This window comes from Sphaerospermopsis sp. LEGE 00249, assembly GCF_014299995.1.
In the GTDB taxonomy this organism is placed as follows: Bacteria; Cyanobacteriota; Cyanobacteriia; order Cyanobacteriales; family Nostocaceae; genus Sphaerospermopsis; species Sphaerospermopsis kisseleviana.
The window spans coordinates 1-8,342 of record NZ_JACJUZ010000122.1 but is presented as its reverse complement, the minus strand read 5'-3'; the positions used below and the strand labels follow the sequence as shown (position 1 = coordinate 8,342).

The 8,342-nt window shown below is 38.5% G+C and carries 9 protein-coding genes, 1 rRNA gene and 1 pseudogene; 4 read left to right on the top strand and 7 right to left on the bottom strand.

The features are described 5' to 3' along the window. From H5968_RS24070 to H5968_RS24055, 4 genes and pseudogenes are all read right to left on the bottom strand, one after another. Positions 1 to 126 (bottom strand): annotated as a pseudogene (locus tag H5968_RS24070) (IS4 family transposase); the annotation flags it as partial. 183 nt (positions 127 to 309) lie between these two features. Further along, the gene (locus H5968_RS24065; protein ID WP_187041953.1) at positions 310 to 507 is read right to left on the bottom strand and encodes a hypothetical protein; all 198 of its coding nucleotides are present in this window, start codon (positions 505 to 507) and stop codon (positions 310 to 312) included. Positions 508 to 567: 60 nt separating this feature from the next. Continuing rightward, entirely contained in the window at positions 568 to 1,647 is a 1,080-nt protein-coding gene (locus tag H5968_RS24060) for an RNA-guided endonuclease TnpB family protein (protein ID WP_187041951.1), read from the bottom strand. 200 nt (positions 1,648 to 1,847) lie between these two features. Further along, positions 1,848 to 2,378 carry an IS607 family transposase gene (locus tag H5968_RS24055; protein WP_187041952.1) on the bottom strand — a complete coding sequence of 177 codons (531 nt, stop codon included), beginning with the start codon at positions 2,376 to 2,378 and terminating at the stop codon, positions 1,848 to 1,850. A 67-nt stretch (positions 2,379 to 2,445) separates the two neighbouring features. Here H5968_RS24055 and H5968_RS24050 point away from each other — a divergent pair. Further along, positions 2,446 to 3,137 (top strand): IS1 family transposase gene (locus H5968_RS24050; protein WP_187041950.1). Its coding sequence is split into 2 segments (ribosomal slippage): positions 2,446 to 2,781 and positions 2,784 to 3,137, totalling 690 coding nucleotides; the frame shifts between segments, so codons are not numbered across the junction. Positions 3,138 to 3,214: 77 nt separating this feature from the next. Here the strand turns inward: H5968_RS24050 and H5968_RS24045 are convergent. Continuing rightward, the gene (locus H5968_RS24045; RefSeq protein ID WP_370569807.1) at positions 3,215 to 3,607 is read right to left on the bottom strand and encodes a hypothetical protein; all 393 of its coding nucleotides are present in this window, start codon (positions 3,605 to 3,607) and stop codon (positions 3,215 to 3,217) included. Between the two features lie 549 nt (positions 3,608 to 4,156). Here H5968_RS24045 and rplI point away from each other — a divergent pair. Next, on the top strand, positions 4,157 to 4,615 hold the full coding sequence (rplI, locus tag H5968_RS24040; RefSeq protein WP_187041949.1) for a 50S ribosomal protein L9: 459 nt from the start codon (positions 4,157 to 4,159) through the stop codon (positions 4,613 to 4,615). A gap of 152 nt (positions 4,616 to 4,767) precedes the next feature. Further along, entirely contained in the window at positions 4,768 to 6,555 is a 1,788-nt protein-coding gene (gene dnaB, locus H5968_RS24035; RefSeq protein WP_187041948.1) for a replicative DNA helicase, read from the top strand. Positions 6,556 to 6,625: 70 nt separating this feature from the next. Here dnaB and H5968_RS24030 read toward each other — a convergent pair whose 3' ends face one another. Both H5968_RS24030 and H5968_RS24025 read right to left on the bottom strand, forming a co-directional pair. Beyond that, complete coding sequence (locus H5968_RS24030; RefSeq protein WP_187041947.1) at positions 6,626 to 7,153, bottom strand: FKBP-type peptidyl-prolyl cis-trans isomerase; 528 nt, start codon at positions 7,151 to 7,153, stop codon at positions 6,626 to 6,628. Between the two features lie 79 nt (positions 7,154 to 7,232). Then, the gene (locus H5968_RS24025; RefSeq protein WP_096571264.1) at positions 7,233 to 7,556 is read right to left on the bottom strand and encodes a phasin family protein; all 324 of its coding nucleotides are present in this window, start codon (positions 7,554 to 7,556) and stop codon (positions 7,233 to 7,235) included. 476 nt (positions 7,557 to 8,032) lie between these two features. Between H5968_RS24025 and H5968_RS24020 the strand changes: the two genes are divergently transcribed. Next, positions 8,033 to 8,342: ribosomal RNA gene (locus H5968_RS24020) — 16S ribosomal RNA — on the top strand; the annotation flags it as partial.

The window sequence follows — 8,342 nt, the reverse complement described above, 5'->3', positions numbered from 1 at the left end:
ACTATTATCCAAGGCATAACCCAACCAACACTCAACGTAAAGACGGGTGTTCAAAACCGGATAATCATTTTTTGGCAAGGATTTGAGGATGTCTTTGACAATCTTGGGAAATGAATTTATAATCATGTCAAATCAATATTTTGATATAGCTTGCTCAAATTTTAATATATTTTGGGCTATTTTTATCACAGATTTCTTAACATTCAACACTTCTGATAGCGGCGTTAACAGCTTCTATGGCAGAAACAGGGGTATTTGTCATGATAATTTCTTAGGTGTAAGGAACGAAAAAGTTTAGAAATAATTTGATTAAATCAAGCGTTTAGCATAAGAACGTAGTTGTGTCCCAGGTATAGAAATTGAATCTTCCCGTTTATCAGGGGTAAAATCTGGTATTTCTCCTGTCATCAGTTGCAAAATATCATCAGCTTGCATTTCTACCAGCCATTTATTGAATTTTTCGCGGCTAACTCGTTCACTTATTTCTGCTATATAAAACCTAGACAAAACTAGACTTTACTTTCTACTTCAACGGGAGCATGGGAGCAGTTATCCCTCGGTAGACTTTCACGCTTTAGCCAAACGCGATAAATTAATTGCAGCGTTTAGATCCCTATCTATCTCAAAACCACAGTTCTCACAGCAATAAATTCTTTCGGATAAAGAAAGATTTTCTTTTTTATGCCCACATCGAGAACAGGTTTTACTTGATGGATAAAATCTATCAGCAATTATAATTTCACAACCAAACTTTTTAGCTTTATATTCTAGCTGACGCTTAAACTCATAAAACCCACAATCAGCTATTGCTTGAGCTAATTTATGATTTGACAACATCCCTGAAACATTTAAATCTTCTACTACTATCTTGGCGTGGTTTTTGCATAAGTAAGTAGTAAGTTGATGAAGAGTGTCTTTTCGCAGGTTTGCTATTCTTGCATGATGTCTAGCTAGTTTAGTTTTGGCTTTGTGTTTATTATTTGAACATGAAGCCTTTCTGCAATAGACTTTGGATAATCTTTGCAGTTTAGCTAAATTCTGTTGATAGTGTTTAGGGTTAGGGAAAGTAACACCAGTGCTTAGTGTAGCTAGTTCCTTTACTCCCAAATCAACACCAACAATAGTATAGTTTTTAATAGTTGGTTGACATTCTTGTTCATAAGAAAAGGCTATATACCAACTATCGGCAGTTCTAGAAATAGTAATGCTTTTGCAAGTAGTATGAGGTAATCCTTCATAAGTTGTTACCCATCCAATTGTTGGTAGTTTTATTGATGTGCCACCTACAGGAATTGGTTTACCACCTGCATCAATTGTAAAACTATCATTTTTCCCTTTCTTTTTGAAGTTGGGATATTTAGACTGTCCTTTAAAAAATCTCTGGAAAGCCTCACCTAAACTATCAAAGGCGTATTGAGTGATTTTCTGACAAATACCTTTTTCTTTAATCCATGCCAATTCAGGTTTTACATGGTTATTAAAGAATTTTTTGAGGATATATTTGTTTGGCTTTAATCCATCTTTATGCAAAGAAGCCCAAGTAGCTAAACCCCAATTATAGGTAAACCTTGCTATACCAGCGTGTTTAGCCATTAATATTTCCTGGGTTTTGTTTAACTTGAGTTTTGTTTTGATAGATAAAAGCATTGCTCGACCTCAACACTGTATTTCTTTGCTGTCTAAAACTGACATATCTTGTACAGGTTTGTCAATAGCATTTTTGAGATGATCCTTGATTTCTTTGGAGTAAGCTGTTGTGCATTTAATTTGTATAAGTGGAACAGGCATCTTGCCTGTTCCACAAGAGTTCAGAATATTAGGATTATACAATTTAGCTGTGTAACAGCTTAATTCCTCAATCCGTACAATCGACAAGAAAAGCAGTGGATAATTGCCATTAGGTCTTCCACTAATTCTTGTTGAGGTGATAAAGATTCCTGATTTGCAACTATGATCTGACACCTCACGGAACTTGCTAATTCCATAATAAAGTCAAAAGCAAACCGACACATTCTGTCTTTGTGCGCCACAACAATTGTCGATATTTCGCCTTTAAGCATTGATAACATAATTGATAAAAACTTTTTTCTTTTAAAGTTTAATCCGCCTCCAATCTCTGAAACCCAATCATCAACAGCTAACCCACGACTCAAACAAAATGTTTCCATCGCGGATACTTGGTTTCTGAGTTCGGGTTTTTGGCTACTCGAAGAAACTCTACAATAAACAACTACTTTTCGTTTTGAGTCTACAGGTTTTAATCCCTGGGTAATCAGTAAATCATCTTCAGTATAAAAACGATGCCCCGACAATGTTCTTTTGGCTGGAAGTCTTCCTTCAACATCCCATCTTTGCAAGGTCTTGACTGAAACTCCGATTTTTTTAGCAAATTCATGAGGTTTAAACGGCGTTGCATAATAGAGGGATGAATTGAGGGTTGATACGGTGCATTGTCCATACTGTGGGTCTATTGAGATTAGAAAAAATGGAAAACGCAGAGGTAAACAAAATCACATTTGCGTCAAATGTGGTCGTCAGTTTATAGATGTTTATAGTCCACCAAGAGGATACTCAAATGAAGTGAAACAAGATTGCTTAAAATCCTACGTCAATGGGATGGGATTTAGAGCCATAGAACGTACTCAAGGTGTTCATCATACAACTGTAATTTCTTGGGTTAAACAAATTGGTGAGAAATTGCCAGATGCACCACCAATTGAGGAAATACCAGAAGTAGGTGAATTAGATGAATTAGAGACTTTTATTGGCTCAAAAAAAACAAAATTTGGTTGTGGACAGCAGTAAATCACTTTAGTCAAGGGATTTTAGCTTGGGTTTTGGGAGACCACAGTGCGGAAACTTTTCAGCCTTTGTGGGATATTGTTAAACTCTGGCAATGCTATTTTTATGTCACTGATGGATGGAAAGTTTATCCTAGTTTCATTCAACCAGAAGACCATATTGTGAGTAAAACATATATGACTAGAGTTGAAGGAGAAAATACACGTTTACGTCATTATCTAGCACGTCTACATAGAAAGACATTATGTTATTCTAAATCCGTAGATATGCTTAAATATTCAGTTAGATTATTACTTCATTATTTGAAATATAATCAAATACCCGTGTTCAACTAATTCATCCCACACTTATGCAACGCCGTTTAAACATAAAGTCACTCATAGGTTTGTCTATGAGTGTACAGGTTTGTCTATTAAATTGTCAACTTAGGACAAGCTCTTCTAATGCGATAAATAGGCACTAAATCATCCAGGTTATATTCGTAATTCAACTTATCATAAACATCTAAAGCGACAGTCTTAAACTCCTCATAAGAACCAATAACCCCACCCTTAACCCCATTACCAGACGCAACCGGCGCACCTAACACAACATTAAGATCACTGATCCACCGCAACAGTGCATTAGCAGCCAAAGTACCAACAATAGTTTCCTCAAACTTAAACTCTTTACTACGCAAACCCGCACCCAACACCTCTAAACCCGTTGGTGATGTGAGAGTATAACTAATAGCAGAACCTTTTTTAGAGACAGCGATCGCTCCCTGTGCTTCCAAATCCTCTAAAATACCCTGATAGTCCGCCATCTTCTGACCTTATTTACCCTTAGCAACCTTCTGTTGACTTCCTCCCAAATCCCACAACGCAAGCAGCAAGCGAGTTTTAGCGTAACTTGCCTGTAAACCCTTAATCTTTGAACTCATGGTGATGTGTGTTAAATAACTGCAACCATTATAATAATGATTGTAATTTTTATGTCACCACAACCCAAAAATTGTTTATTTTCTCAATATTGCCGATAAATAGCGCAAAATATCTACACAAAAAGCAACAGAGAATTTACTTAACTTATAAATATCAGGACTGGTGCAAAACAGAAGCAAAGTAGGAGTAAGTCATGAATTACCCCCCAGAAATAATCAGATTTTTAGTCCAATCTTGCGTAAATCCTAAAATATATTGAGCCAATATTGGGCAAAGTTTTTGGGGATTGAGTGTTGCGATCGCCCCCCATAATTCGTTAAAATATCTAGTCTTTGGGATATAAACAAAGTCGCTTCTCGTCAAGCTACACTTTTGTAACCTATCCTGCTGACACCCAATTTAACGAGATTTTACAGGAAAAAAGAAAAACAATGGCCAAACGAGTGCAGTTAGTATTAACAAAAGATGTGAGCAAGCTGGGAAAATCCGGCGACTTAGTGGATGTAGCTCCCGGCTATGCTCGTAATTATCTCATTCCCCAGAGTCTAGCTACTCAAGTTACCCCCGGTATTTTAAGACAAGTAGAACGCCGTCGTGAACAAGAACGTCAACGTCAACTAGAACTTAAACAACAAGCACAAGAGCAAAAAGCAGCCCTAGAAAAAGTTGCTAAATTAACAATTGCCAAGCAAGTAGGCGAAAACGAAGCCATCTTCGGTACTGTCACCACCCAAGATGTAGCAGATGCAATTAAAGCAGCTACCAGTCAAGAAATTGACAAACGTGGTATCACCATTTCTGATATCAACCACCTGGGTACATATAAAGCCGAAATCAAGCTGCACTCTGAAGTAACAGCCCAAATTGATATCGAAGTTGTTGCCAGCTAAGATAGGTGACAGGTGACAGGTGACAGGTAAGAAGGTTATAGGGTAATGAAGAAAATTAAGTATTGCCTTTTGCCTTTTGCCTTTTACCTGCAAACTACCAAGTTAAGCTTGAAGCTAATATTTAAATCCTGCTGATAAATCCTAAATTGCTTATGGCTGAAGAACTAAGTTTTCAAGGTGATGGCAGCGATCGTCTCCCACCCCAAAACATCGAAGCAGAAGAAGCGATTTTGGGGGGTATTCTCCTAGATCCAGAAGCTATAGGAAGAGTACGCGATCGCCTCGTTCCCGAAGCCTTTTATATTAACGCCCATAGAGAAATCTATCAAGCCGCCCTCACTCTTCACGCCCAAAGTAAACCCACAGACTTACTTTCCCTCACCAGTTGGTTAACAGACAACGATAAACTAACCCGCATTGGTGGCAGAAATAAATTAGCCACTTTAGTAGATCGTACAGTATCAGCAGTTAACATAGATGCCCTAGCAGAATTAGTCATGGAAAAATACCTGCGAAGGCAATTAATCAAAGCAGGTAACGAAATTGTACAACTAGGTTTCGAGACACAAACAGAATTACCCATAGTTTTAGATCAAGCAGAACAGAAAGTATTTAGTATTACTCAAGAAAAACCAGAATCAGGTTTAGTTCACATAGCAGATACATTAATTAACGCCTTCCAAGACGTTGAAAAAAGACATGAAGGCATTGCTTTACCTGGTATTCCCTGCGGTTTTTATGATTTAGATGCCATGACCAGCGGTTTTCAGCGTTCTGATTTAATCATCGTCGCTGGCAGACCATCAATGGGAAAAACAGCATTTTGCTTAAACCTAGCTCACAACATCGCCGCAGGTTATAAATTACCAGTCGCAGTATTCAGCTTAGAAATGTCAAAAGAACAGCTAGTACAAAGACTATTAGCCAGTGAAGCCCAAATTGAAAGCGGTTATTTACGAAGTGGACGTATTAGCCAAACCCAATGGGACTCTTTAGGTCGTGCAATTGGTATGCTTTCAGAAATGCCCATTTTTATTGACGACACTCCCAATATTACAGTTACACAAATGCGGAGTCAATCGCGAAAACTCCAAGCACAACAGAACACAGAACTAGGATTAATAATAATAGATTATCTACAATTAATGGAAGGCGCAGGAGATAATCGCGTACAAGAACTATCAAAAATTACCCGTTCTTTAAAAGGTTTAGCAAGGGAATTATCAGTACCAGTAATTGCCCTATCACAGTTAAGTCGGGGAGTAGAAGCAAGGACTAATAAACGCCCGATGTTGTCAGATTTAAGAGAATCTGGTTGTTTAACAGGTGATAGCTTAATCACTTTAGCAAATACTGGATTACAAGTACCAATTAAAGAATTAGTAGGGCAATCTAGTTTCTCAGTTTGGGCATTAAATGAAAAAACAATGAAGCTAGAAAAAGCTATTGTGAGTAACGCCTTTTCTACAGGTATCAAACCTGTATTTACCTTAAAAACTCGACTAGGAAGAAAAATTAGAGCAACTGCTAATCACAAATTCCTCACAATTCATGGTTGGAAAAGACTAGATGAGTTAAGTCCTAAACAACATATATGTTTACCAAGACATCTATCTATTTCGGGTAAACAAACCATGACTGATTGGGATAAAATTGTCGCAATCATACCAGATAGAGAAGAAGAAGTATTTGACTTAACAGTTCCCAATTTACATAACTTTGTCGCCAATAACATCATTGTTCATAACTCCATTGAACAAGATGCAGATTTAGTCATCATGCTTTACCGCGACGAATATTACTCACCAGACACACCAGATCGCGGAATAGCAGAAGTCATTATAGCCAAACACCGTAACGGACCTACAGGAACAGTAAAACTATTATTTGATCCTCAATTTACAAAATTCAAAAACCTAGCTAGACCAAACAATTATTAACAATAACAGGTAATTGATAATCGGTAATTTGTTTACCCATTACCCATTACCCATTACCCATCACCAAATTTTATTTAATATCCAACAATTCCACATCAAAAATCAAAGTAGCATTAGGAGGAATCACACCACCAGCACCACGCGCGCCATAACCCAACTCAGAAGGGATAATCAACTGACGGCGATCGCCCACCTTCATTGTACTCAGACCTTCATCCCAACCTTTAATGACTTGTCCTATACCAATTTTAAAACTAAAAGGTTGACCGCGATCGCGTGAACTATCAAACTTCTTCCCATTTTCCAAAGTACCAGTATAGTGAACTACAACCGTTTGTCCCTTTTGAGGAGTAGCTTCACCATCCCCCTTTGCTAATTCAATATACTTTAGTCCAGAGGAAGTAGTTACGACATTCGCATCAGACATAATATTGCTCGCTACTAGAGTAGTTTTTTCTTCAATTACAGCAGTGGAAACTGGTGGATTTTGACTTAACTTAGCAGCAACAGCAGTATCCTGATTACCACCCATTTGTACTAATACCAAAGCCACAATACACACCAGCATGAATACCACGCTCAAAAAAATTCCTTTCAAAATCAGCCCTCCCTATATAGGTAGCTTGGTAAACAGATTACCAACAGGACAGAAACCAGTTTAAAACACAATCCGCACTCTAACGCCACAGCTTATTTTCCAAATCCCGCACCTGACGCTCCAAACGATCAATTCTTCCCCGCAGTTCATCCACCTCAGACTGACGAGCAACCCCCAAATCTTGCATCATATTCCGCATCTGCCGTTGCATCTGCACTTCCCAATTACCCTGCTCCGATTTCAACTGCTGCACAATATCATCCATCACCACCTTAGCTTGCTCAGGATTCAACTTCCCATCCTTCACCAATTCATCACCTACCTGTTTAAGCTTATCAGCAACCAAAGATGTAGTTCCTAAACCTAACATCATTAACTGTTCCAACCAGTTATTGCTATCCATACATCCTTCCTATTTATTTGATATATAACCAGCAGACCTTCCATCCTGAACCCCAAAAGACCATCCTGAATGCCCACTGATCCTAGCTTACAGATATATTTTGGCAAATTTGACCACATGAGCAAATTAACCTCACCACTTCAAAAATTCAAATAGATCACAAAATCCAACCCTTTCTCCTCCCCTCTGCACAAATAATGGTAGTCCCAACAGCACCAAACCCTGTTCCAATAAAGCTTTCAACCCATTTCCCAAAAAGTCTAAAAAATTTTTGAAAAAGTAGTTGACATTCCCAGAGAGGTCAGCTATATTAAATGAGGTGAGGCAAACGAAGCCCACCACTGAACCGAGACAAAATAATACTTTGAAAAAATAAAGACGACCATTCCTCGTCAAAGAAATTCAGCTAACGAATTCTGGCGATAAAAAAGGATACGTTAGTAAACAAAAATAAAAGAGCTAAAAGCAAACTTAACAAAACGGAGAGTTTGATCCTGGCTCAGGATGAACGCTGGCGGTATGCTTAACACATGCAAGTCGAACGGACTCTTAGGAGTTAGTGGCGGACGGGTGAGTAACGCGTGAGAATTTGGCTTCAGGTCGGGGACAACAGTTGGAAACGACTGCTAATACCGGATGTGCCGGAAGGTGAAAGATTAATCGCCTGAAGATAAGCTCGCGTCTGATTAGCTAGTTGGTGGTGTAAGGGACTACCAAGGCGACGATCAGTAGCTGGTCTGAGAGGATGATCAGCCACACTGGGACTGAGACACGGCCCAGACTCCT

Bases quoted from the DNA above. Each gene is read 5' to 3' on its own strand.
- H5968_RS24045 (WP_370569807.1), bottom strand. From the start codon at position 3,607: ATGGCGGACTATCAGGGTATTTTAGAGGATTTGGAAGCACAGGGAGCG.
- dnaB (WP_187041948.1), top strand. From the start codon at position 4,768: ATGGCTGAAGAACTAAGTTTTCAAGGTGATGGCAGCGATCGTCTCCCA.
- H5968_RS24060 (WP_187041951.1), bottom strand. From the start codon at position 1,647: ATGCTTTTATCTATCAAAACAAAACTCAAGTTAAACAAAACCCAGGAA.
- H5968_RS24025 (WP_096571264.1), bottom strand. From the start codon at position 7,556: ATGGATAGCAATAACTGGTTGGAACAGTTAATGATGTTAGGTTTAGGA.
- rplI (WP_187041949.1), top strand. From the start codon at position 4,157: ATGGCCAAACGAGTGCAGTTAGTATTAACAAAAGATGTGAGCAAGCTG.